We start from the raw sequence: 23617 nt of genomic DNA, 5'->3' as shown, positions 1-23617 counted from the left end.
CCCCCGGAGCGCCGGCCGTGGATCAGTTGGCTCTGTTGTTCGTCCTGCTGCTCGGGGCCCTGGTGAGCGTCCCGCTGGGGGACCGGCTGGGGTTGCCGGCGCCCGTGCTGATGACGCTGTTCGGCGGGGCCCTGGCGGTGGCCGACTTCGTCCCCAACGTGAACATCCCGCCCGAGCTGATCCTGCCGGGCCTGCTGCCGCCGCTGCTCTACGCCGCGGTGCGCCGCACCTCCTGGCGGCAGTTCGCGGCCAACGTCCGCCCGATCTTCCTGCTGGCCGTCGCCCTGGTGTTCGTGACGACGGTGTGCGTGGCGTTCGTCGCCAACGCGATCGTGCCCGGGCTGCCGATCGCCGCGGCCGTCGCCCTCGGCGCGCTGATCGCCCCGCCCGACCCGGTCGCCGCGACGAGCGTCGCCGGACAGCTCGGGCTGCCGCGCCGCCTGGTGTCCATCCTGGAGGGCGAGGGTCTCTTCAACGACGTCACCGCCATCGTGCTGTACCACGTGGCGATCGCCGCCGCCGTGAGCGGCACCTTCTCACCCTGGCGGGCCGGTCTCGACCTCGTGCTGTCCGCGGTCGTCGCGCTGGCCGTGGGACTGGTGCTCGGCTGGGGCGCGAACAGGCTGATGGATCTGCTGGGGGACCCGACCCTCCAGATCGGCATGACCCTGCTGGTGCCGTACGCCTCCTACGTCCTCGCGGAGAAGCTGCACGGCTCCGGGGTGCTCGCCGTGCTCACCACGGCCCTGTTCCTCGCGGAGTACGCCACCGACGCCGACGACGTGATGACCCGGCTCGCCGGGCACACCTTCTGGGACATCATCGACACCCTCGTCACGGGCGTGGCCTTCGGGCTCATCGGCCTGGAGCTGCACAACGCGATCCGCACGGCCGCGGGCCGGTGGGGCGAGATGCTCGGCTGGGCCGCCGCGGTGGTGGGCGTGGTGGTCGTCGTACGGCTGCTGTGGCTACTGCCCGCCACCTGGCTCACCAAGCGGCTGCACGCCCGCCGCGACTACGACGAGGAGATCCCGGTGAGCTGGCGGGAGACCGTCGTGATGTGGTGGTCCGGGATGCGCGGGGTGGCCTCCGTGGCGCTGGCGCTCGCCGTGCCGCTGGAGACGGACGCCGGGACGCCGTTCCCCGACCGGGACGAGATCATCTTCATCGCGTTCGGGGTGATCGTCGCCACCCTGGTGCTCCAGGGGCTGACCCTGCCGTGGCTGGTGAAGCGGCTCGGGGTGCAGGCGGACTCCGAGCGGGAGAAGGACTTCGAGAAGGAGCTCGCGGTGCGGGCCGCGAAGGCGGCCAAGCGCAGGCTGCGGGAGATCGAGCAGGTCGAGGAGCTGCCCGAGGAGCTGTCCGAGCAGATGCTGCGGCGGGCCTTCGACATCGGCATCCGGATCAGCCCGGACATGGGGGAGGAGGAGCGCCGCGAGGCGCAGCACCAGCGGGCCAAGCGGATCAAGCGGGTGCGGCGCATCCAGAACGAGATGCTCAGCGCCGCCCGGCACGAGGTGCTGGCGGCGCGGAGCGAACCGGGGGCGGACCCGGAGATCGTGGACCGGGTGCTGCGCCATCTCGACGTACGCAGCCTGCGCTGAGGCCGGCCGCCCCCGGCGGGCGGTGCCCGTCAGCCGCGGCCCGTGCGCGGGAAGTCGTACGCCTTGCGGAGCGAGGAGCGGTCCGGGGACGGCACCCGGTAGGGCGGCAGGACCGCGTCGGAGGTGTTGACCCTCGGCAGCGCGTACGGGTGCTCCGTGGACAGCCAGGTGATCATCTCCTCGCGCACCGCGACCCGCACCGTCCAGATGTCGTCGGCGTCCTTCGCGGTCACCAGCGCCCGCACCTGGATGCTGTTCGGGGTGGTGTCGGTCACCACGAGGTTGCAGGCACGGCCGTCCCAGGCCGGGCACCGGCGCAGGATGTCCCGCAGCTTCTCGCGCATCGCCTCGACGGGTGCGCTGTGGTCCAGGTGCCAGTAGACGATGCCGGTCATCTGCGGGGTGCCGCGGGACCAGTTCTCGAACGGCTTGGACGTGAAGTACGACACGGGCATGGTGATCCGGCGCTCGTCCCAGGTGCGGACCGTCAGGAAGGTCAGGGTGATCTCCTCGACCGTGCCCCACTCGCCGTCCACGACGACGGTGTCGCCGATGCGCACCATGTCGCCGAAGGCGATCTGGAGCCCCGCGAACAGGTTCGACAGCGTCGACTGGGCGGCGACACCGGCCACGATGCCCAGGATGCCGGCGGAGGCCAGCAGCGAGGCGCCGGCCGCGCGCATCGCCGGGAAGGTCAGCAGCATCGAGGCGATGGCCACGACGATGACGACCGCCGACACCACCCGCATGATCAGCTCGACCTGCGTGCGCACCCGGCGCACCCGGGCCACGTCCCGGTGGGCGCGCGCGTAGCGGCTGTAGGAGGTCTCCACGATCGCCGAGGCGATCCGGATGACCAGCCAGGACGCGGACCCGATCAGCACCAGGGTCAGCGTCCGGCCGATGCCGACCTGGTGGGCCTCCAGCACCTTCGTCTGGTCGTAGGAGCCTCTGAGCAGCGCGGCGCACAGGACGAGCTGGTAGGGGATGCGGGCGCGGCGCAGCAGCTCCCACAGCGGGGTCTCGGCGTTGCGCTCGTCGGCCTTGCGCAGCAGCAGGTCGGTGACCCAGCCGAGGGCCACCGTGAGCAGCACCGAGCCGCCGAGCACGATCAAGGGGCGGAGTACGTTCTCCATGCCTCCGCGCCTAACCGGACTCGCGGGTTCATGAACATGTGAGTTCCCGCACGGCGTGGGTAGGGCCGCGCCGTGGCCGGGCCGGTCCCTGCTGGCACCATGGCCTCATGAACATCATGCTCTTTCACTCGACCTACGGCCTGCGGCCCGCCGTGCGCGAGGCCGCGGACCGGCTGCGCGCGGCCGGCCACGAGGTGTGGACGCCGGACCTCTTCGAGGGACGCACGTTCGACACCGTCGAGGAGGGCATGGCGTACAACGAGGAGCTGGGCAAGGAGGAGCTGCTCAAGCGGGCGGTGCTGGCGGCGGCGCCGTACTCGGACCGGGGCCTGGTCTACGCCGGGTTCTCGCTCGGCGCCTCCGTCGCCCAGACCCTCGCCCTCGGCGACGACAAGGCGCGCGGGCTGCTGCTCCTGCACGGGACCTCGGACATCGCGCCGAACGCGGAGGCGGACGAGCTGCCGGTGCAGCTGCACGTGGCCGAGCCGGACCCGTTCGAGACGGACGACTGGCTGAGCGCCTGGTACCTGCAGATGGGGCGGGTGGGGGCCGACGTCGAGGTCTACCGCTACGCCGGGGCCGGCCACCTCTACACCGACCCCGGGCTGCCGGACTACGACGCGGAGGCCGCCGAGGCCACCTGGCGGGTGGCGCTCGGCTTCCTCGAGTCGCTCTACACCGGGTCGTAGGTCCGCTCGATCTTCTGCGTGCCGCTGCGGGTGCGGTACGAGCGCACCCAGCTGGACGTGGCGTTCGGGCTGGTGCGGTCGGACAGGACGTAGTAGTCCATCTGCGCGCGGTCCGCGGTGATGTCCAGGACGCCGTAGCCGTGCCGGTCGGTGTCCACCCAGTGGACGTGCCGGTTGGCGGCCTTGATGACCGGCGAGGCGATCGCGGAGACCGTGCCCTCGGGGACCTTCACGATGTCGTCGAGGTTGTCGGAGGTCACCGAGGTGATCACGAACTCGGTGGCCGCCGACGCCGACAGCGGGTAGGTGCCCGCGTCCACCGGCACGTCGTTGGCCCACGCCATGTGGATGTCACCGGTCAGGAAGACGGTGTTGCCGATGGCGTTGGAGCGAAGGTGGGCCAGCAGCTCGCGCCGGTCGTCGGTGTAGCCGTCCCACTGGTCGGTGTTGGCGGCGATGCCCTCCTGCGGCAGCCCGAGCAGCTTGGCGAGCGGCTTGAACAGGTCCGCGGATAGCGAGCCGAAGGAGAACGGCGAGATCATCACGGAGTTGCCGACGAGCCGCCACTTGGTGTCGGACGCCTTCAGCCCGGCCTTCAGCCAGTCGAGCTGGGCCCGCCCGGTGATCGTGCGGTCCGGGTCGTCCACCGAACCGCTGGCCGTGCCGGCCTGCTGGGACCGGAACGAGCGCAGGTCCAGCAGGGACAGGTCGGCGAGCTTGCCGAAGCGCAGCCGGCGGTAGGTGGTGCCGGCGATCGCGGGACGGACCGGCATCCACTCGAAGTAGGCCTGCTTCGCGGCGGCCTGACGGGACGTCCAGGCGCCCTCGGCCCCCTCGGTGTGGTTGACCGCGCCCCCCGACCAGGCGTTGTCGGCGAACTCGTGGTCGTCCCAGATCGCGACGACCGGCGCCTTCAGGTGCAGCGCCTGGAGGTCGGGGTCGGTCTTGTACTTGGCGTGCCGGGTCCGGTAGTCGGCGAGGGTGAGGATCTCGTTCGCCGGGGCGTGCGGACGTACGACCTTGCCGCGGGCCGCGTACTCGCCGGACTTGTACTCGTAGATGTAGTCGCCGAGGTGCAGCCAGGCGTCCAGGTCGTTGCGGGCGGCGAGGTGGCGGTAGGCGGAGAAGTAGCCCGCCTCCCAGTTGGCGCAGGAGACGACGCCGAAGCGCAGGGAGGAGACGGCCGCGTCCGCCGCCGGCGCGGTGCGGGTGCGCGCCACCGGGGAGTCGGTGCCGCCGGCGGTGAAGCGGAACCAGTAGTCGGTGGCCGGCTCCAGACCGCGGATGTCGGCCTTGACGGTGTGGTCGGACGCGGCCGTCGCGGTGGTGGAGCCCTGGGCGACGACGGTCGTCAGCGCCTTGTCCCTGGCGACGACCCAGCTGACCTGGGTGTCCGGGCCGACGCCCGAGCCGGGTATCGCGTCCGGGGTGGGGGTCACACGGGTCCACAGCAGGACGCCGTCGGGCAGCGGGTCGCCGGAGGCGACGCCGTGCAGGAAGGCGGGGGCGTCCGTGGCGGCGCGGGCCGGGAGCGCGGCGGCCAGCGGTCCTGCCAGGACAGCAGTCGCCGCCGCGGCCTTGACGACCGTACGGCGGCGGGGCGAAAGCGAGTTGAGGCCCTGGGACGCCTCGGATGATCTGTATCGACTGGTCACGACCGATCAGGTTACTGATCGGTATGCGCGAGAGTGGGCGAACTTCGAATGTTCGCCCACTCTTCACGCCGAGGCCCGTTTGTGAGGAGCCGTCAGCCCTTGAGGGCCGCGCCCACCACCCGGTTGAAGTCGGCCACCGTCAGCAGCGGGGTGCCCTGGCTGTCGGCGGTGAGCTTCTTGCCGTCCATGACGAAGCCCGGAGTGCCGGTGACCCCGTCCTTGTTGGTGTCGAAGGTCTTCGACATGGCCATAGCCCAGGCGTCGAAGGTGCCCTTCTTCACGGCGTTGTCGAACTTGGCGTTGTTCTTCAGCGCCGGGACAGTGTCGGCGATCTTGATGAGGTAGTCGTCGTCCTTGAACTTGTCGTCGGCCTCGTCCGGGTGGAACTTCGTGGAGTACAGCGCGCTCTTGTACTCGAGGAAGGCCTCCGGGGAGACGTTCAGCGCGGCACCGAGGGAGCTCAGCGCGTTCTTGGAGCCCTCGCCGTCGCCGCGGTCCAGGAACGTGGCGCCGACGAACTGCATCTTGAACTTGCCGTCGTCGAGGTCCTTCTTCACCGTCGTGCCCACGGTCTGCTCGAACTGGGCGCAGACCGGGCAGCGCGGGTCCTCGTAGACCTTCAGGGTCTTCTTGGCGGTGTCCTTGCCTATGACGACCGTCGTGCCGTCCGTGCCCGAGGTGTTGGCCGGAGCGGTGACCTTGGCGTCCTTCAGCCCCTCCCAGTAACCGGGCTTGTTCATCTGGACGACGGCGTAGCCGATGCCGCCGGCCGCGGCCAGCACGGCCACCACCGAGGCGGCCACGACGACCTGCCGCCTGGCCTTGTCCCGCTTGGCCTGCCGCTCGCGCTCCTGGCGCAGCCGCTCCCGGGCCGCCGTCTTCTCCGACTGGCTGTTCCGCTTGCTCATCTTGGTGATCTCCATGGGGGACGCGCACGTGCCGTACGCGGATACGTAGGGGGGACTGGTCGTGCTCAGCGGCCGTCGCCCGCGGCGGGGCCGTTCGGCCCGCCGGGCCGGCCACGAGGGACGCGGTCCTCGCTCAGGCGAGGGCGGCGACGGGCGAGCACGGAGGTCCACGCCGTCCCAGGGAGTGCACGAGAAGCCGGTCGCGGGCGGTGCCGCGGCGTGGTGCCGGTCGGGGCCGCCGGCGCTCCGGGGCCGTCCGTACGGCGACCGCGGCCACGGCCAGCAGCAGCGGCCGGAAGGTGGTGGCGGCGACCGCGCGCAGCAGCTGCGTCAGCGCCCGCTCGCCCCGGCCCAGCCAGGCGGCGGCGAGCAGGCCCACACCGACGTGCGCGGCGAGCAGCAGCCAGGCGGCGGCCGGGCTGGCGTGGGTGAGCAGTGCGGCCGCCCGGTCCGGGCCGCCGGCCACCTGCGCCAGCGGGGTGCCCACCCGCCCCTCGCACAGCACGTCCAGTCCGAACGCGTGCAGCGGGCCGGCGATCGGGCCGCCGGCCCGGCCGTAGCAGGCGTCCTGGCCGGTGGTGAACAGCGTGTCGGCGGCCAGCTCCAGCGGGACGAGCAGGGCCGCGATCCGGCCGAAGCCGCGCTCGCGGCCCGCCAGGGCGTACGCGGTGATGAACACCCCGGCGGCGACCGCGGTCACGGTCGCCACCGGCAGGGGGGCCCGGGAGAGCAGCACGTGCGACGCGGTGCTGAGCGTCACGGCGAAGGCCGTGAACAGCGCCGCGCGCACGGCTCTGAGCTGGGTCCCGGAAATGTCCATGGTGAGAGGAGAGTGTGTCACGTACGCGAGTAAGGGACCCCTAAAGGGTGCCTGTGCGTACGGGACGTCACAGCCCCGGGATGCGGCCGTTGCGGAACAGGTCGAGGAAGATCTGGTGGTCGGCCCGCGCGCGTGCGCCGTACCCGTGCGCGAAGTCCACCAGGAGCGGCGCGAAGCCCTCCTCGTCGGCCGCGAGCGCCGCGTCGATGGCCCGCTCGGTGGAGAACGGGACCAGGGACTCGCCGGACTGGTCGTCGGCCGCCGCGTGCATGGTGGCGGTGGCCCGGCCCAGGTCGGCGACGACGGCCGCGATCTCCTCCGGGTCGTCGATGTCGCCCCAGTCCAGGTCGACGGCGTACGGCGAGACCTCGGCGACCAGCTGGCCGGTGCCGTCCAGCTCGGTCCAGCCGAGCCACGGGTCGGCGTGCGCCTGCAGGGCGCGCTGGGAGATCACCGTGCGGTGGCCCTCGTGCTGGAAGTACTCCGCGATCGCCGGGTCCGTGATGTGCCGGGAGACGGCCGGGGTCTGGGCCTGCTTGATGTAGATCACCACGTCGTTCTCGAGGGCGTCGCTGTGGCCCTCCAGCAGGATGTTGTACGACGGCAGCCCCGCCGAGCCGATGCCGATGCCCCGGCGGCCCACGACGTCCTTCACGCGGTACGAGTCCGGGCGGGCCAGCGAGGAGTCCGGCAGCGTCTCCAGGTAGCCGTCGAAGGCCGCGAGGACCTTGTAGCGGGTGGCGGCGTCCAGCTCGATGGCACCGCCGCCGGAGGCGAAGCGGCGCTCGAAGTCGCGGATCTCGGTCATCGAGTCCAGCAGCGCGAAGCGGGTGAGGGAGCGGGCGTCACGCAGCGCGTCCAGCAGCGGACCCTGCGCGGTGTCCAGCGTGAAGGGGGGCACCTCGTCCCGCTTGGCGCCCGTGGCCAGGGCGTGGACGCGCTCGCGGTAGGCCGCCGCGTAGACCGTCACCAGCTCGGTGATCTGCTCGTCGCTGAGCGCCTTCGCGTACCCGACGAGCGCGATCGAGGCCGAGAAGCGCTTCAGGTCCCAGGTGAAGGGGCCGACGAAGGCCTCGTCGAAGTCGTTGACGTTGAAGACCAGGCGGCCGTTGGAGTCCATGTACGTGCCGAAGTTCTCGGCGTGCAGGTCGCCGTGGATCCACACGCGCGAGGTGCGGTCGTCCAGGTACGGTCCGCCGCGCTTCTCGGCGTCGAGGTCGTGGTAGAAGAGGCACGCCGTGCCCCGGTAGAACGCGAAAGCGGAGGCCGCCATCTTGCGGAACTTCACCCGGAACGCGGCCGGGTCGGCGGCCAGGAGCCGGCCGAAGGCGGTGTCGAAGACGGCGAGGATCTCCTCGCCGCGCTGCTCGTCGTTGAGCTGGGGGACCGACATCGCGGGGTGCCTCCTGGTGCGGGACGGGTGGTGCGTGAATGTGCAGGTACGGGTCGGACGGCGCTTCCGCCGTCTTCAACGGGCGACGCCACGCGGGAGTGCCCGGTTCCCGCATGAAGGTACGCGGGGAAGGCCCGCGTGTGTCAGTACCGGGGCATAGACTTCGACGCTGTCCCCCAGACTGTCCGCAGTCGGTCCGCAGCCGGTCGGAAGACCGTCGACGCCCGTTTTCCTTGGAGGCCGAAACCGTGTCGAAGCCGCCGTTCACGCACCTGCACGTCCACACCCAGTACTCGCTGCTGGACGGTGCCGCGCGGCTCAAGGACATGTTCGACGCCTGCAACGAGATGGGCATGACGCACATCGCCATGTCCGACCACGGCAACCTGCACGGGGCGTACGACTTCTTCCACTCCGCGAAGAAGGCCGGAATCACCCCGATCATCGGGATCGAGGCGTACGTCGCCCCCGAGTCCCGGCGCAACAAGCGCAAGATCCTCTGGGGCCAGCCGCACCAGAAGCGGGACGACATCTCCGGTTCCGGCGGCTACACCCACAAGACGATGTGGGCCGTGAACCGGACCGGGCTGCACAACCTCTTCCGCCTCTCCTCCGACGCCTACGCCGAGGGCTGGCTGCAGAAGTGGCCCCGGATGGACAAGGAGACCATCGCCCAGTGGTCCGAGGGCGTCGTCGCCTCCACCGGCTGCCCCTCCGGCGAGGTGCAGACCCGGCTGCGCCTCGGGCACTTCGACGAGGCCCTGAAGGCGGCCTCCGAGTACCAGGACATCTTCGGCAAGGACAAGTACTTCCTGGAGCTGATGGACCACGGCATCGAGATCGAGCGCCGGGTCCGCGACGGCCTGCTGGACATCGGCCGGAAGCTGGGCATCCCCCCGCTGGTCACCAACGACTCGCACTACACGTACGCGCACGAGGCGGGGGCGCACGACGCCCTGCTGTGCATCCAGACCGGCAAGAACCTCTCCGACCCGGACCGCTTCAAGTTCGACGGCACCGGCTACTACCTGAAGTCCACGGACGAGATGTACGCCATCGACTCCTCGGACGCCTGGCAGGAGGGCTGCGCCAACACGCTCCTCGTCGCCGAGATGGTCGACACCACCGGCATGTTCGAGGCCAAGAACCTCATGCCGAGGTTCGACATCCCCGACGGGTACACCGAGGTGACCTGGTTCAAGGAGGAGGTCCGCCGCGGGATGGAGCGCCGCTTCCCGGGCGGCATCCCCGACGACCGCCAGAAGCAGGCCGACTACGAGATGGACGTCATCATCCAGATGGGGTTCCCGGGCTACTTCCTCGTCGTCGCCGACTTCATCATGTGGGCCAAGAACAACGGCATCGCGGTCGGCCCCGGCCGAGGCTCGGCGGCCGGTTCGATCGTCGCCTACGCCATGGGCATCACCGACCTCGACCCGATCCCGCACGGCCTGATCTTCGAGCGGTTCCTCAACCCCGAGCGCGTCTCCATGCCCGACGTCGACATCGACTTCGACGAGCGCCGGCGCGTCGAGGTCATCCGGTACGTGACGGAGAAGTACGGCGCCGACAAGGTCGCCATGATCGGCACGTACGGCAAGATCAAGGCCAAGAACGCGATCAAGGACTCCGCGCGCGTGCTGGGCTACCCGTACGCCATGGGCGACCGGCTCACCAAGGCGATGCCCGCCGACGTCCTCGGCAAGGGCATCGACCTGAACGGCATCACCGACCCCTCGCACCCGCGCTACGGCGAGGCGGGCGAGATCCGCGGGATGTACGAGAACGAGCCGGACGTGAAGAAGGTGATCGATACCGCCAAGGGCGTCGAGGGCCTCGTCCGGCAGATGGGTGTGCACGCGGCCGGCGTGATCATGTCCAGCGAGACCATCACCGAGCACGTCCCGGTCTGGGTGCGGCACACCGACGGCGTGACCATCACGCAGTGGGACTACCCGAGCTGCGAGTCGCTCGGCCTGCTGAAGATGGACTTCCTCGGCCTGCGCAACCTCACGATCATGGACGACGCCGTCAAGATGGTGAAGTCCAACAAGGACGTCGACATCGATCTGCTGAGCCTCCCGCTCGACGATCCGACGACCTTCGAACTGCTCCAGCGCGGCGACACCCTCGGCGTCTTCCAGTTCGACGGCGGCCCCATGCGCTCGCTGCTGCGCCTGATGAAGCCCGACAACTTCGAAGACATCTCCGCCGTGTCGGCGCTCTACCGGCCGGGTCCGATGGGCATGGACTCGCACACCAACTACGCGCTGCGCAAGAACAAGCTCCAGGAGATCACCCCGATCCACAAGGAGCTGGAGGAGCCCCTCGAAGAGGTCCTGGCCGTCACCTACGGCCTGATCGTCTACCAGGAGCAGGTGCAGAAGGCCGCGCAGATCATCGCGGGGTACTCGCTCGGCGAGGCCGACATCCTCCGCCGTGTGATGGGCAAGAAGAAGCCCGAGGAACTGGCGAAGAACTTCGTCCTCTTCCAGGCCGGCGCCCGGAAGAAGGGGTACAGCGACGAGGCGATCCAGGCCCTGTGGGACGTCCTGGTCCCGTTCGCCGGCTACGCCTTCAACAAGGCCCACTCGGCCGCGTACGGCCTCGTGTCCTACTGGACCGCCTATCTGAAGGCGAACTACCCCGCCGAGTACATGGCCGCGCTCCTGACCTCGGTCAAGGACGACAAGGACAAGTCGGCGATCTACCTCAACGAGTGCCGCCGCATGGGCATCAAGGTGCTCCCGCCCAACGTCAACGAGTCGGTGCACAACTTCGCCGCCCAGGGCGACGACGTGATCCTCTTCGGCCTGGAGGCCGTACGCAACGTCGGCACCAACGTGGTCGAGTCGATCATCAACAGCCGCAAGGCCAAGGGCAAGTACGCCTCCTTCCCCGACTACCTCGACAAGGTCGAGGCGGTCGCGTGCAACAAGCGCACCACGGAGTCGCTGATCAAGGCCGGGGCGTTCGACACCCTGGGCCACACCCGCAAGGGGCTCACCGCCCAGTACGAACCGATGATCGACAACGTGGTCGCGGTCAAGCGCAAGGAGGCCGAGGGACAGTTCGACCTCTTCGGCGGCATGGGCGAGGAGACCAGCAGCGAGCCCGGCTTCGGCCTCGACGTGCAGTTCACCGACGAGGAGTGGGACAAGACCTATCTGCTCGCCCAGGAGCGGGAGATGCTCGGTCTCTACGTCTCCGACCACCCGCTCTTCGGCCTGGAGCACGTGCTGTCCGACAAGGCCGACGCGGGCATCGCCCAGCTCACCGGCGGTGAGCACGCCGACGGCGCGGTCGTCACCATCGGCGGCATCATCTCCGGCCTCCAGCGCAAGATGACCAAGCAGGGCAACGCCTGGGCGATCGCCACCGTGGAGGACCTCGCCGGCTCCATCGAGTGCATGTTCTTCCCGGCCACCTACCAGCTGGTGTCCACGCAACTCGTCGAGGACGCCGTGGTGTTCGTCAAGGGCCGCCTCGACAAGCGGGAGGACGTGCCCCGCCTCGTGGCCATGGAGCTGATGGTCCCGGACCTCTCCAACGCGGGCACCAACGCCCCCGTGGTCCTCACCATCCCGGCGGTGAAGGTCACTCCGCCGATGGTCAGCCGCCTCGGCGAGATCCTCAGCCACCACAAGGGCGACAGCGAGGTCCGGATCAAGCTCCAGGGCCCGCGCAAGACCACCGTGCTGCGCCTGGACCGGCACCGGGTCAAGCCGGACCCGGCCCTGTTCGGCGACTTGAAGGTGCTGCTCGGCCCGTCCTGCCTCGCGGGCTGAACGGCCCGTCCCGGACGCCGCACGGCCACCACGGCACGCGAAGGGGCGCACCCACAACGGGTGCGCCCCTCTGCGTGCCTGGGCTTCAACTGCCCTTTAGTTGTGGCCGAATCGCTTCTGCTGCTTACGGGCAACATCCGCGGGGCTGCCCTGGATGTGCGACACCGGCTCGTGCTCCTCGGCCGTAGGACGCTGTGCGTGCTCGGTCTGCTGAGCGCGGTTCTGCGGGCCAGCCTGCTTGCGGTTCTTGTTCTTGGCCATGGTGATCTGCCTCCTGTGGGGGATCTAGGGGCCAGGGCCGGCTTCAGATTCACATACGCTGACATCAGGCGCATGTCGGATAATTACTGTCTGTGACAGGGCAGGTGGGCGAGCGAAGTCCGCAAACGCCACGCCGAAGATCGAGTTCGGGCCGTTAACCCCCGCGCCGTCGGGCAGACTCGAAGGAAGTCCGAAGCAAAGCCTCCCGGGAAGAGGGTGAGTCGCGTGGACCGCTGCATCGTCCTGGTGGACGCCGGGTATCTGCTGGGTGCCGCCGCCAGCCTCCTCGCCGGCGAGCCCTCGCGGTCCCGGATCACCGTCGACCACACCGCACTGATCCAGGCCTTGCGCGTACGCGCGGAGTCCGAGACCGAGCGGCCCCTGCTGCGCATCTACTGGTTCGACGGCGCCCCCGACCGGGTCCCCCAGCCGGAGCACCGCCGGCTGCGCGTGATGCCCCGGGTGACCGTCCGCCTGGGCGCCCTCACCCGCAGTGACGGACGCTGGGCCCAGAAGGGCGTGGACGCCGCCATGCACGCCGAACTGACCGAGCTGGCCCGCAACCGCGCCTGCTCCGACGTCGTCCTGGTCACCGGCGACGGCGATCTGCTGCCCGGCATGATGGCCGCCAAGGAGCACGGCGTCGCCGTCCACCTGTGGGCCGTCCAGGCCGCCGACGGCGACTACAACCAGTCCGAGGACCTGGTCGCCGAGGCCGACGAGCGGCGCGTGCTGGACCGGGCCTGGATCACCCAGGCCGTCCGCGCCAAGGAGCTGACCGGCGTCTGCGCCCCGCCGCCCGTGCCGCGCCCGGAGATCGCCGCGATCCTCTCCGCCCCGCTGCCCGAGTCCGCGCTCGCCGCAGCGGCCGAGCGGCCCGCCGAGCAGGTCCCGCACCCGCCGGCCGCCACCGCCGCCGAGAACGGCGTCCAGGAGCGGGTTCCCGCCCCCAAGGGCGTCCCCACCCCCAAGGACCTCGCCGCGCTGCGCGCACCCGGCACCCAGCCCGCCCAGGCCCCCACCACCGCGACCCTGCGCTGGTCCTCCGACAAGGGCTGGGTGGACCGGCCCGGCGCGGTGTCCGAGCCGCCCGAGGTCGCGTCCATGCCGACGCTCGCCCAGCTCACCACCGCCGAGCAGCGCTGGGCCGACCGCGAGGAGGACATCACGACCGTCGGCGGCGACCCGTACGAGGTCGGCCAGGTCTTCGCCCGCCGCTGGATCTCCCGCCTCGGCGACCAGGGCCAGCTGCAGAAGCTGTCGCAGATGTACCCGCGGGTCCCGCACCGCATCGACGGGGAGCTGCTGCGGTACGCGGCCCGGTTCGGCCTGCTCGCCCACAAGGACGACCAGATCGACGAGCACGACCGCTACGCCATCCGGGCCGGCTTCTGGCGCGAGATCGACGTCCCGGCGGCCGGGGAACAGCACGCGCCCGCCGTCGACTGAACCCCCCGCGACCGCCCCGAGGACGAGTGGGGGCCCCGGACCCCTTAGGCTCGTCCCTTGTGAGTACGCGCACGGGACAGGACCTCCGGGACGACGAGGTCGTACGCGTGCGCGGGCTCAGCAAGACCTATCCGGCCGTCCGGGGGCGGCGCGGAGCACCCGGCGTCCCCGAGGTGCGGGCCACCGACGCGGTCGAACTGGACGTGCGGCGCGGCGAGGTCTTCGGACTGCTCGGGCCGAACGGCGCCGGCAAGTCCACCCTCGTACGGCAGCTGACCGGCCTGCTGCGGCCGGACGCCGGCCAGGTGGAGATCCTCGGCCACGACGTCGTACGGCACCCCGAGCGGGCCGCGCGGATCCTCGCCTACCTGGGCCAGGAGTCCACCGCCCTGGACGAACTGACCGTCTCCCTGGCCGCCGAGACCACCGGACGCCTGCGCGGCCTGGAGGTACGGCGGGCGCGGGCCGAACGGGACGCCGTCCTGGAGGAGCTGGGGCTCACCCCGCTCGCGGGACGGCCGCTGAAGAAGCTCTCCGGCGGGCAGCGGCGCCTCGCCTGCTTCGCCACCGTCCTCGTCGGGGAGCGGCCGCTGCTCGTGCTCGACGAGCCGACCACCGGGATGGATCCGGTGGCCCGGCGCGCGGTCTGGGCGGCCGTGGACCGGCGGCGCGCGGAACGCGGTACGACCGTCGTCCTGGTGACCCACAACGTCATCGAGGCCGAGACCGTGCTCGACCGGGTCGCCGTGCTCGACGGGGGACGGGTCATCGCCTGCGACACCCCGGCGGGGCTCAAGGAGCGGGTCGCCGACGAGGTGCGGGTCGAGCTCGTGTGGCGCGAGCAGGCGCCGCTGGAGGTGCCCGAGGTCGCCGCCCTGCGCGAGCGGGCCGTGGAGTCCGGCCGGCGCTGGACGCTCCGGCTCGCGCCCGAGGAGGCGCGCGCCGTGGTCGCGACGGTGACCGGCGGTGCGGCCTTCGCCGCGCTGGACGACTTCACGCTCGCCACACCCAGCCTGGAGGACGTCTACCTGGCGCTGGGCGGCGCCGCCCGGCAGGGTCTGGTGAAGGCGTGAGCGCGCGGGCCGCGGAATGCGTACCGATGTGCGCGACCGCCGTACGGAAGAGGAGCAGCTCGTCGTGAGTGTCGTACCCGCCGAGGTTCTGCCGGGCGGTGCCCGGGCCGTCCCGAAGACGGCGCGCGGCGCTGCCGAGCTCGGTCCGGCCGCCCGGCTGTGGCCGTCGCTGGTGGCCGTCTACCGGGCGCAGCTGTCCCGGGCCCGGGTGGCCCGCATCCCGCTGCTGTTCGTGGCCACCTTCCAGTCCGTCGGCATCACGGTGATGATGCGGGGTGTCGTCGACAGCGGCAGCGAGGCCCAGTCCGTGGTGGCGGGCTCGTCCGTGCTCGTCGTCGCGTACGTGGCGCTCAACCTGCTCTCGCAGTACTTCGGGCAGCTGCGGGCCAGCGGCGGGCTCGACCACTACGCCACCCTGCCGGTGCCGCCGGCCGCGGTGGTGCTGGGCGCGGCGGCGGCGTACGCCTCCTTCACCGTGCCGGGGACCCTGGTGACCGCCGTCTTCGGGTGCGTGCTGTTCGGGCTGCCGCTGGCCAACCTGTGGATCCTGGTGGCCGTGATCCCGCTCGCCGGGGCGGCGCTCGCCGGTCTCGGCGCCGCCTGCGGGCTGCTCGCGCCCCGGCCGGAGCTGGCCACGCTGCTCGGACAGCTGGGCATGTCGGCGGCGCTGCTGCTGGGTGTGCTGCCGGCCGACCGGATGCCGGAGATCGTCCGGCTGGCCCGTGACCTGCTGCCCTCGACCTATGGCGTGGAGGCGTACGCGCGGACCTTCGGCGCCCACCCGGACTGGGCCGTCGTCCTGGTTGACCTGGGGGTGTGCGCCGGTGTCGGAGTGGTCTCGCTGGCCGTGGCGACCTGGGCGTACCGCAGGGCCGCCGTCCGGTGACGCGGCCCACAGCGCGACCTGGCACGATGTCAGGGTGACCGCACCGCTTACGCCGCCTCCGCCGCCGCATGACAACTCCCCGCACCAGGCCTGGCAGGCGTCGCCGCCCGCCGGGTCACCGGGCGCGGGAACGTACGGACAGGACGGCCCCGGCATGAAGACCGAAGTGCGGGAAGCCGCCGTGATCACGGTGGCGATGACGGTCTGCGGGCTGCTGCTGGGGCTGCTGTGGTGGTGGCTGGCGCCGCACGTGCCGCTGGTCGGCGACGCGAGCGGCGGCGGCTGGGTCGTCTACCTCAAGGACAGCGAGGGGGAGCAGGCGGCCGGCGTGGACGGCACGTTCACGCTGCTCGGTCTGGGCCTCGGACTGGTCAGCGCGGTCGTCGTCTTCCTGCTGCGGCGCCGCGGCGGTGTCCCCCTGGTGGTGGCCCTGGGCCTCGGCGGACTGCTCGGCTCGGTGGTGGCCTGGCGGCTCGGGGTGTGGCTGGGGCCGACGTCGGACGTGCTCGCCCACGCGAGGGCGGTGGGCAAGGGGGTGACGTTCCCGGCGCCGCTGAAGCTGTCGGCCAAGGGGGCGCTGCTGGCCTGGCCGCTCGCCGCGGTACTGGTGCACCTGGGACTCACGGCGCTGTTCGGCCCCCGGGACCCGGAGCAGCAGTGACCTGGGCGGCGCCCGGACCGGCCGGCCCGGTCACCCCCGCCCGATGGGCGCCGTCACCGCGTTCGTGAGTTCGGCCAGGTCCGTCGGGGCGAGTTCCACCTCGAGGCCCCGCCGGCCCGCCGAGACACAGATCGTCGGGTGCCCCTCCGCGGAGTCGTCGAGGACCGTGGGCAGCCTCTTGCGCTGCCCGAGGGGGGAGATGCCCCCGCGCACGTACCCCGTGGTGCGTTCGGCTAGCGCGGGGTCGGCCATGGCGGCCCGCTTGCCGCCCACCGCGGCCGCCAGGGCCTTCAGGTCCAGGGAGCCGGCCACCGGGACCACGCCGACGACCAGGGCGCCGTCCACGTCGGCGACCAGCGTCTTGAAGACCCGGTCGGGGGAGACTCCCATCGCCTCGGCCGCCTCCTCGCCGTAGGAGGGGTGGGAGGGGTCGTGGTCGTAGGCGTGGACCGTGAAGTCCACGCCCGCCGCCGTCAGGGCCACCGTCGCGGGCGTCCCCCCGGACTGCTGCTGCTTCTTCGGCTTCTTGGCCATCGCTTCCTCAGTTCAGGCTCGTCGGCGTCCGCGTCAGCTCGAAGGCCGGCAGCGACGGCAGGTTGCGGATGATGGCCGTCTCGGCACGCAGCAGGGTGAGCTCGTCCCGCAGCCGGGACGCGGTGTCGGGGGCCTGGAGCAGCCGCTGCTTGGTCGGGGTGTCGTGCACCATCGCCGCCGCCACCAGGTACGACACCACGCCCGGGTCGTCCGGCAGTTCGGCGCCGGTGGACAGCGAGCGTTCGCGGGCGCCCGCGAGGCGCTTCTGGTACTGGCGGAAGGAGCGCAGAACCCCCTCGGCCAGCGCGCCGGCCTCCTCGCCGGGTTCCTCGGTGAGCTCCTCCACCTCGGCCGTCAGGTACGGACCCGAGGCGTCGACGGAGAGCAGCCTCACCCGGCTCGTGCCGGTCGCGAGCACCTCGAACGTGCCGTCGGCCCGCTCGCGGATGGTCGCCGCGTCCGCCACACAGCCCACGGCGTGGACGGCCTTGAGGGGGTCGGGACCGAAGCCGGCCGCCGGGCCCCGGTCGGGCTGTGCCGTGGGATCCGGCATGCCCGGGGCGCTGGGCGCCACCTCGTGCCCGTCGCGGATGGCGGCGACGGCGAAGCGGCGCGGCTCGTCCTCGGGGGTCTTCATCAGTTCGCGCATCATGGCGCGATAACGCTCCTCGAAGATGTTCAGCGGCAGCACGAGCCCCGGGAACAGCACCGAGTTCAGCGGAAAGAGCGGGAGACGGACGGTGGTCACGGCGCCCCAGCCTAGTGGTCACCGGCGCGGACGTGTCCCCGGTGGTCACCGAGCGGGTCCGCGGGCCCCGGGACCAGCCCCGCCGGGACGGGCTCGGGGCCGCCCGTCAGCAGGTGATCGCGCAGGCGCAGGAAGTGGCCGAGCGGGTCGTCGGAGAACCGGTCCCAGGGGAAGGACGTGGCGTACGGGCCGATCAGGCGGGCCTGGGTGGCCGCGTCGTCCCGCCGGTCCAGCCGCAGGAGGACGTACAGGAGCTTGTTGCGGACCTCGGCGGGCCACGGGTCGGCCGCCGGGAGACGGACGGAGAGGGCGACCGCCCGGTCCGCCGCGGCGTCGAGCCGCGCCCGCCCCATCTCGGGGCCGCAGCCGTCGGTCAGGTAGCCGAAGGCCGCCCGGGCCGGCAGCGCCTGGACGAGCGAGTCGGCGGGGGCGTCCTGCGCGGCCAGGTCGGCGAAGTCGAAGCACGCGTGGTGGGAGCCGTGCCAGAGCGCGGCCAGGTAGCGCAGGGCGGCCACGTGGCAGCCGTAGTGGTGCGGGGCGCGCCGGACCGCCGCCTCCCACAGTTCCTCGAAGTACCGGTGCCCGGCCCGGGAGCCGCGGGCGTGGTCCAGGGCGATCCGCCACGGCACGGGGTCGCGGTCGTCGGCGCGGGCGGCCGCCGTGATGAGCGGGCTCGCCTCGCGCAGCAGTTCGGCGCGGGCCGGTGAGGGCCAGGCGCGGTCCACCGTCAGTTGGGCGTCCAGCAGCAGGGCGTCGGGGTCGCCGGGGGCGGCCGTGCGCCAGTTCTCGAACCACTCGGGGCGCGAGCGGGCGAACGCGGCGAGGCGTCTGACGTACCGGTCGCGGTTCTCCCACTCGGCCGCGGCGCGGGTCGCGGCCAGCAGCGCGGCCGCGCCGGTGTGGTCGCCGCGGGCGGCCGCGACCAGCGCGGGCGAGAGGCGGTCGTCGGGCGCGTCGAGCACGGCCTCGTCCGCGGCCGGGGGTCCGGCCGGGCGCGCGGGGCGTTTGGTCATCCGGGTGGGGCGGATGAACGAGGGCAGCAGAGCCATGGTGTCGACCATTGAAAGTCCGCAGGTCGAGGGCGCGCCAGAGGGTCCACGGAACTTACGTAAGGTTGTACGTCCCATGGTCAAGGAGCAGTAAAAGGTGATGGTTCAACCAATGTGGTGAACCTGTACGCGAACGGTGAAGATCCGGCGCAGGCCGGGTCAGCCCCGGCGCAGCAGCCGGGTGGCCCCCGCCGCCACCGTCGTCGCCAGGATCCAGCCGAGCAGGATCATCGCCGCCGCCAGCCACTGCCAGGCGCCGCGCAGCTGCCACTGGCCCGCCTGGCCCAGGTCGATCACCGGCAGCAGCAGGTCCAGCGTGAACAGCGCCGGGCTCCAGGACGGATGCCCGTCGTGGTTCACCGGCGGATGGTCGGCGTGCGCGAACGCCAGCGTGCCCGCCGCCCACAGGACCGCCATCCACACCGCCGCCCGGCCCGGACGGTAGCCGTAGGCGACCGTCCAGTCCTGGACGACTCCCCAGAACTTCCCGGCGAGCGGGAGCGTCTCCCGGCGCCGGCGCTGCTTGGCGAGCAGCACCTCGCGCGCGTCCTCGTCCTCCCCGGCCGCCCGCAGCACCGAGGCCAGCCGCTCGTACGGCTCCGGGGCGTACTCGGCGGTGGCCGCCGCCACCCAGTCCAGGCGCCGGGTCAGCGGGAAGGGCCCCTGCGGGACCAGGCTCTCGTAGGCGAACCCGCCCATGTGCAGGTTCCCGGCGTCCGGCCAGCTGTTCGCCCGGTCCACCAGGTTCACGACCCGCGCCCCCGACAGCACCACCTTCCCGCGCTGCGGCTTGTCCCCGAGGAAGCGCAGCTCGGGCGTCTGCACCCGGCGCAGCGACAGCTCCTGGTCGTCGGTGAAGGTGAACCGCGCCCGCTCCAGGTCGACGGCGTCACCGAACCGCCCGTCGTCCAGCCGGACGCCGCCCCGGCACTCGAACCGCTGGATCCGCGTCCCGCGCGCCGGTGTCGTCCCGCTCAGCAGCGGACTGCCCACCCCGGCCGGGGTCAGGTACAGAGTGCGCTCGACCGTCAGCTGGGGCGCGTTCAGGGCGAGGCGGGCGTACGGGTTGGCCAGCCGCGCGCCGCGCAGACTGAGCGAGACGCCGACCTTGGCGCCCCGCAGGCTCAGCTCGCCGTGCGACTCCAGCATCTCCGCCTGGAGGTCCTGGCCGACGGTCATGCCGTCCGCCGCCATCGACCGCCCGCCGCGGTCCCGGTACACGACCGCCTGGTTGAGCAGCAGATCCGTGCCGATGTGCGCGTCGGTCAGCCGGATCCCGTTCTGGAAGCGGCAGCGCGGCAGGTGCAGATCACCCTCGGTGTGCACCCGGGCCGCCTCCAGCCGCGGCACCGAGCAGTCCACCAGGCGCACGGTCGTGAACCGGGCCTCCGGCAGCCTGACCTCGTCGTCGAAACGGCAGCCGCGCAGCTCCACGTACGGCGTGACCGTGCCGCCCGCAAGCTCCAGCGTGCCCGTGATCCGCACGCCGACGAGTTTCAGGGCGGACACCCGGCCGGCGAGCGCCGGCGGTCCGTCCAGCAGCAGCCAGGCGACGATGCGCGCCCGCACGGTCCGGCCGGGCCCCCAGGGGTGCCCGCCGTGCGGATCGTCCACGGCGGCGTCCCCGCTGCTCAGGTCGTACACGCTGCCGTTGCGGAAGGCCTGCCACATGCCCGCCTCGGCCGCGGTCAGGTCCCCGGCGTCGCTGCCGGTCCCCTCGGTCACCGCTGTTCCTTCTCTCCTCGCCCGTTCGGGCCACTGCTGGGTCACCTGTGTCGTACAGGCGTTCATGCCCGGTGCGTGACGCCCGGAACACTCCTGGTGAACGTGATCTTCCGGGTTTTGGCCACCCTATGTACCGGTGATTGGCCCACGCTCTGTATCAGCCATTGATACGCGCGAACGGCTCCGGACGCCGGTCTGAGAGAATTGGGACTGTGATTTCCCGAATCGATCTGCGCGGCGACGCCCTTCCCGAGGGCCCCGCCCTGCGCGACCTGCTGCCCCGAGCCGACTTCGACGTTGCGGCCGCCCTGGAGAAGGTGCGTCCGATCTGCGAGGCCGTGCATCATCGTGGCGACGCGGCGCTGATCGACTTCGCCGAGAAGTTCGACGGAGTACGGCTGGAATCCGTCCGTGTCCCGGCCTCGGCCCTCACCGAGGCGCTGGACGGCCTGGACCCGGCGGTGCGCGCCGCGCTGGAGGAGTCCATCCGCCGCGCCCGCATGGTCCACCGCGCGCAGCGCCGTACGACCCACACCACCCAGGTGGTGCCCGGCGGCACCGTGACCGAGAAGTGGGTGCCGGTCGACCGCGTCGGTCTGTACGCGCCCGGCGGACGCTCGGTCTACCCCTCCTCCGTGGTCATGAACGTCGTGCCCGCGCAGGAGGCCGGGGTCGAGTCCATCGCGCTCGCCTCCCCGGCCCAGGCCGCGTTCGGCGGCCTGCCGCACCCGACGATCCTCGCCGCCTGCGCCCTGCTCGGCGTGGACGAGGTCTACGCGGCGGGCGGCGCCACCGCCGTCGCGATGTTCGCCCACGGCACCGAGTCCTGCCCGCCCGCGAACATGGTCACCGGCCCCGGCAACATCTGGGTCGCCGCCGCCAAGCGCTACTTCACCGGCAGGATCGGCATCGACGCCGAGGCCGGCCCGACCGAGATCGCGATCCTCGCCGACGACACGGCCGACCCGGTGCACGTGGCCTCCGACCTGATCAGCCAGGCCGAGCACGACCCGCTGGCCGCCGCCGTCCTCGTCACCGACTCCCAGGAGCTGGCGGACGCGGTGGAGAAGGAGCTGGCGCCCCAGGTCGCGGCCACCCGGCACGTCGACGACCGGATCGTGCCCGCGCTGAAGGGCAGGCAGTCCGCGATCGTCCTCGTCGACGGCATCGAGGAGGGCCTGCGGGTGGTCGACGCGTACGGCGCCGAGCACCTGGAGATCCAGACCGCCGACGCCGCCCGGATCGCCGACCGGGTCCGGAACGCCGGCGCGATCTTCGTCGGCCCCTGGGCCCCGGTCTCGCTCGGCGACTACGCGGCCGGGTCCAACCACGTCCTGCCCACCGGCGGCTGCGCCTGCCACTCCTCGGGCCTGTCCGTCCAGTCCTTCCTGCGCGGCATCCACGTCGTCGACTACTCGAAGGACGCGCTGGCCGAGGTCGCGCACCACGTGGTCACGCTGGCGGAGGCGGAGGACCTGCCGGCGCACGGCGCGGCGATCAAGGCCAGGTTCGGCTGGAAGGTACCCGGGAGCAAGTGAGCGACGTGCGGATCGACGATCTTCCCGTACGGGACGAGCTGCGAGGCAAGTCCCCCTACGGGGCGCCCCAGTTGGACGTCCCCGTACGGCTGAACACCAACGAGAACCCCTACCCGCTGCCCGAACCGCTGGTCGAGCGGATCGCGGAGCGGGTGCGGGAGGCCGCCCGGGGCCTGAACCGCTACCCCGACCGGGACGCGGTCCGGCTGCGCACCGAGCTGGCCGCCTACCTGACGAAGACCGGCAAGTACCCGCTCGGCATGGCCAACGTGTGGGCCGCCAACGGCTCCAACGAGGTCATCCAGCAACTGCTGCAGACCTTCGGCGGCCCCGGCCGCACGGCGATCGGCTTCGAGCCGTCGTACTCGATGCACGCCCTCATCGCGCGCGGGACGGGGACCGGCTGGATCCCGGGTCCGCGGGGCGAGGACTTCACGATCGACCTCGCCGCCGCACGGCGGGCGATCGCCGAGCACCGGCCCGACGTCGTCTTCATCACCACCCCCAACAACCCCACCGGCAACGCGGTCCCGCCCGAGACGGTCCTCGCGCTGTACGAGGCGGCGCAGGCCGCCAAGCCGTCGATGGTGATCGTGGACGAGGCGTACGTCGAGTTCAGCCACGGCGACTCGCTGCTGCCGCTGCTCGCGGGCCGCCCGCACCTGGTCGTCTCCCGCACCATGTCGAAGGCGTTCGGCGCCGCGGGGCTCCGCCTCGGCTACCTCGCCGCCGACCCCGCCGTCGTGGACGCGGTCCAGCTCGTACGGCTGCCGTACCACCTGTCGGCGATCACCCAGGCGACCGCGCTGGCCGCGCTGGAGTACACGGACACGCTGCTCGGCTACGTCGAGCAGCTGAAGTCGGAGCGCGACCGGCTCGTCGCCGAGCTGCGCGCGATCGGCTACGACGTCACCGAGTCCGACGCCAACTTCGTGCAGTTCGGACGGTTCCGCGACGCCCAGGACGCCTGGCGGAGGATCCTCGACCGTGGCGTCCTCGTCCGGGACAACGGCGTACCGGGATGGCTGCGGGTGTCCGCCGGCACCCCGGAGGAGAACGACGCGTTCCTGGACGCGGTACGTGAAGTGAAGAAGGAGCTTGAGGCATGAGCCGCGTAGGACGCGTGGAGCGCACCACCAAGGAGACCTCGGTCCTGGTCGAGATAGACCTCGACGGCACCGGGAGGACCGACATCGCCACCGGCGTCGGCTTCTACGACCACATGCTCGACCAGCTCGGCCGGCACGGTCTGTTCGACCTGACCGTGAAGACCGACGGCGACCTGCACATCGACTCCCACCACACCATCGAGGACACCGCCCTCGCGCTCGGTGCCGCCTTCAAGCAGGCGCTCGGCGACAAGGTGGGCATCTACCGCTTCGGCAACTGCACGGTCCCGCTGGACGAGTCCCTCGCCCAGGTCACCGTCGACCTCTCCGGCCGCCCCTACCTCGTGCACACCGAGCCCGAGAACATGGCGCCGATGATCGGCGAGTACGACACGACGATGACCCGGCACATCCTGGAGTCCTTCGTCGCCCAGGCGCAGATCGCGCTGCACGTGCACGTGCCGTACGGGCGCAACGCGCACCACATCGTGGAGTGCCAGTTCAAGGCGCTGGCCCGGGCGCTCCGTTACGCCTCCGAGCGCGACCCCCGCGCGGCCGGCATCCTCCCCTCCACGAAGGGCGCTCTCTAAC

20 protein-coding genes are annotated in these 23617 nt (G+C 71.8%); 10 read left to right on the top strand and 10 right to left on the bottom strand.

What is annotated here, in order from left to right; genetic code table 11:
* The first annotated feature begins 17 nt into the window (after positions 1–17).
* Positions 18–1604, top strand: coding sequence for a Na+/H+ antiporter (locus tag N8I86_RS11600; protein WP_073892879.1), 1587 nt, complete (start codon positions 18–20; stop codon positions 1602–1604).
* Positions 1605–1633: 29 nt separating this feature from the next.
* Here N8I86_RS11600 and N8I86_RS11595 read toward each other — a convergent pair whose 3' ends face one another.
* Positions 1634–2740 carry a mechanosensitive ion channel family protein gene (locus N8I86_RS11595; protein WP_073892877.1) on the bottom strand — a complete coding sequence of 369 codons (1107 nt, stop codon included), beginning with the start codon at positions 2738–2740 and terminating at the stop codon, positions 1634–1636.
* A gap of 107 nt (positions 2741–2847) precedes the next feature.
* Between N8I86_RS11595 and N8I86_RS11590 the strand changes: the two genes are divergently transcribed.
* Positions 2848–3429: a dienelactone hydrolase family protein gene (locus tag N8I86_RS11590; protein ID WP_073892875.1), complete on the top strand. Its 582-nt coding sequence runs from the start codon at positions 2848–2850 to the stop codon at positions 3427–3429.
* Here N8I86_RS11590 and N8I86_RS11585 read toward each other — a convergent pair.
* From N8I86_RS11585 to N8I86_RS11570, 4 genes are all read right to left on the bottom strand, one after another.
* Positions 3414–5084 (bottom strand): alkaline phosphatase D family protein, encoded by a 1671-nt coding sequence (locus N8I86_RS11585; protein WP_073892873.1) that lies wholly within the window; start codon positions 5082–5084, stop codon positions 3414–3416. The genes N8I86_RS11590 and N8I86_RS11585 overlap by 16 nt on opposite strands.
* A gap of 92 nt (positions 5085–5176) precedes the next feature.
* Positions 5177–5992 carry a thioredoxin domain-containing protein gene (locus N8I86_RS11580; RefSeq protein WP_073894090.1) on the bottom strand — a complete coding sequence of 272 codons (816 nt, stop codon included), beginning with the start codon at positions 5990–5992 and terminating at the stop codon, positions 5177–5179.
* 133 nt (positions 5993–6125) lie between these two features.
* Positions 6126–6812 (bottom strand): hypothetical protein, encoded by a 687-nt coding sequence (locus N8I86_RS11575; protein ID WP_263277722.1) that lies wholly within the window; start codon positions 6810–6812, stop codon positions 6126–6128.
* Positions 6813–6879: 67 nt separating this feature from the next.
* Complete coding sequence (locus N8I86_RS11570) at positions 6880–8205, bottom strand: DUF2252 domain-containing protein (RefSeq protein ID WP_073892869.1); 1326 nt, start codon at positions 8203–8205, stop codon at positions 6880–6882.
* A 248-nt stretch (positions 8206–8453) separates the two neighbouring features.
* Between N8I86_RS11570 and dnaE the strand changes: the two genes are divergently transcribed.
* A complete protein-coding gene (gene dnaE, locus N8I86_RS11565) occupies positions 8454–11993 on the top strand; it encodes a DNA polymerase III subunit alpha (RefSeq protein WP_073892867.1) in 3540 nt (1179 codons plus the stop codon).
* A gap of 96 nt (positions 11994–12089) precedes the next feature.
* On the opposite strand, the gene N8I86_RS11560 is transcribed toward dnaE, so the two are convergent.
* Positions 12090–12254 carry a hypothetical protein gene (locus N8I86_RS11560; RefSeq protein ID WP_176985764.1) on the bottom strand — a complete coding sequence of 55 codons (165 nt, stop codon included), beginning with the start codon at positions 12252–12254 and terminating at the stop codon, positions 12090–12092.
* A 225-nt stretch (positions 12255–12479) separates the two neighbouring features.
* On the opposite strand from N8I86_RS11560, the gene N8I86_RS11555 reads away from it, so the two are divergent.
* The 4 genes from N8I86_RS11555 to N8I86_RS11540 all read left to right on the top strand — a co-directional run bounded on the left by N8I86_RS11555 (position 12480) and on the right by N8I86_RS11540 (position 16323).
* Entirely contained in the window at positions 12480–13703 is a 1224-nt protein-coding gene (locus tag N8I86_RS11555) for an NYN domain-containing protein (RefSeq protein WP_073892865.1), read from the top strand.
* Positions 13704–13762: 59 nt separating this feature from the next.
* The gene (locus tag N8I86_RS11550) at positions 13763–14776 is read left to right on the top strand and encodes an ABC transporter ATP-binding protein (RefSeq protein ID WP_263277721.1); all 1014 of its coding nucleotides are present in this window, start codon (positions 13763–13765) and stop codon (positions 14774–14776) included.
* A 64-nt stretch (positions 14777–14840) separates the two neighbouring features.
* Positions 14841–15662 (top strand): ABC transporter permease, encoded by an 822-nt coding sequence (locus N8I86_RS11545; protein ID WP_073894089.1) that lies wholly within the window; start codon positions 14841–14843, stop codon positions 15660–15662.
* Positions 15663–15696: 34 nt separating this feature from the next.
* Positions 15697–16323: an AAA family ATPase gene (locus N8I86_RS11540; RefSeq protein WP_123438190.1), complete on the top strand. Its 627-nt coding sequence runs from the start codon at positions 15697–15699 to the stop codon at positions 16321–16323.
* A 30-nt stretch (positions 16324–16353) separates the two neighbouring features.
* On the opposite strand, the gene ybaK is transcribed toward N8I86_RS11540, so the two are convergent.
* The 4 genes from ybaK to N8I86_RS11520 all read right to left on the bottom strand — a co-directional run bounded on the left by ybaK (position 16354) and on the right by N8I86_RS11520 (position 20379).
* Complete coding sequence (gene ybaK, locus N8I86_RS11535) at positions 16354–16857, bottom strand: Cys-tRNA(Pro) deacylase (protein ID WP_263277720.1); 504 nt, start codon at positions 16855–16857, stop codon at positions 16354–16356.
* Between the two features lie 7 nt (positions 16858–16864).
* Complete coding sequence (locus N8I86_RS11530) at positions 16865–17605, bottom strand: LON peptidase substrate-binding domain-containing protein (protein ID WP_073892855.1); 741 nt, start codon at positions 17603–17605, stop codon at positions 16865–16867.
* Between the two features lie 11 nt (positions 17606–17616).
* Entirely contained in the window at positions 17617–18666 is a 1050-nt protein-coding gene (locus N8I86_RS11525; protein WP_185091415.1) for a hypothetical protein, read from the bottom strand.
* 147 nt (positions 18667–18813) lie between these two features.
* Entirely contained in the window at positions 18814–20379 is a 1566-nt protein-coding gene (locus N8I86_RS11520) for an oxidoreductase (RefSeq protein ID WP_263277719.1), read from the bottom strand.
* Positions 20380–20591: 212 nt separating this feature from the next.
* On the opposite strand from N8I86_RS11520, the gene hisD reads away from it, so the two are divergent.
* From hisD to hisB, 3 genes are read left to right on the top strand one after another with little or no spacing between them, the layout of a single operon-like run.
* The gene (gene hisD, locus N8I86_RS11515; RefSeq protein WP_123438191.1) at positions 20592–21917 is read left to right on the top strand and encodes a histidinol dehydrogenase; all 1326 of its coding nucleotides are present in this window, start codon (positions 20592–20594) and stop codon (positions 21915–21917) included.
* On the top strand, positions 21914–23026 hold the full coding sequence (locus tag N8I86_RS11510) for a histidinol-phosphate transaminase (RefSeq protein WP_073892846.1): 1113 nt from the start codon (positions 21914–21916) through the stop codon (positions 23024–23026). Before hisD ends, N8I86_RS11510 begins: the two co-directional genes overlap by 4 nt.
* Positions 23023–23616, top strand: a complete 594-nt coding sequence (gene hisB / locus N8I86_RS11505; protein ID WP_030783530.1) for an imidazoleglycerol-phosphate dehydratase HisB — start codon at positions 23023–23025, stop codon at positions 23614–23616. Before N8I86_RS11510 ends, hisB begins: the two co-directional genes overlap by 4 nt.
* The last annotated feature ends 1 nt before the right edge of the window (position 23617 follow it).

The sequence above is a fragment of the Streptomyces albidicamelliae genome, from assembly GCF_025642175.1.
Lineage (GTDB): Bacteria > Actinomycetota > Actinomycetes > Streptomycetales > Streptomycetaceae > Streptomyces > Streptomyces albidocamelliae.
Note: the sequence above shows the minus strand (reverse complement) of the source record. Positions and strands in the feature narration are given on the sequence as shown.